The sequence below is a fragment of the Bartonella sp. AP58NXGY genome (genome assembly GCF_042195785.1).
In the GTDB taxonomy this organism is placed as follows: Bacteria; Pseudomonadota; Alphaproteobacteria; order Rhizobiales; family Rhizobiaceae; genus Bartonella.
The window spans coordinates 338-796 of record NZ_JBHIOY010000193.1; the positions used below are offsets into that span (position 1 = coordinate 338).

A 459-nucleotide genomic window follows, 5' to 3' on the forward strand; every position below is an offset into this window, starting at 1 on the left:
TTAAACGCGAAGAAGTTCAAGAGATTTCTAAAGATTGGAAACATGTTATCGTTGCAACGGGCCCCCTTACCTCACCTGCACTTGCTCAAGAGTTACAAGCGATAACCGATATAAAAGCCCTTTCTTTTTATGATGCTATTGCACCTATTATCCACACTGATAGTATTGATATGAATATTTGTTGGTATCAGTCTCGCTACGATAAAATTGGTCCTGAGGGAACAGGGAAAGATTATCTTAATTGTCCCCTTAATAAGGAACAATATGAAGCATTCGTTGAAGCATTAAAAAATGCTGAAAAAACAGAGTTTCGTGATTTTGAAAAAACACCCTATTTTGATGGATGCCTCCCCATTGAAATTATGGCTGAGCGCGGACTTGAAACGTTAAGACATGGTCCTATGAAACCTATGGGCTTAACTAATGCCCATAACCCTACAGTTAAACCCTATGCTGTCG

General features: G+C 39.0%; 1 protein-coding gene. It reads left to right on the top strand.

Going from position 1 to position 459, the window contains the following annotated elements:
• Positions 1-459 (top strand): FAD-dependent oxidoreductase (locus ACFINC_RS10375; RefSeq protein ID WP_375617161.1); only part of this gene is annotated, 459 nt, incomplete at both ends.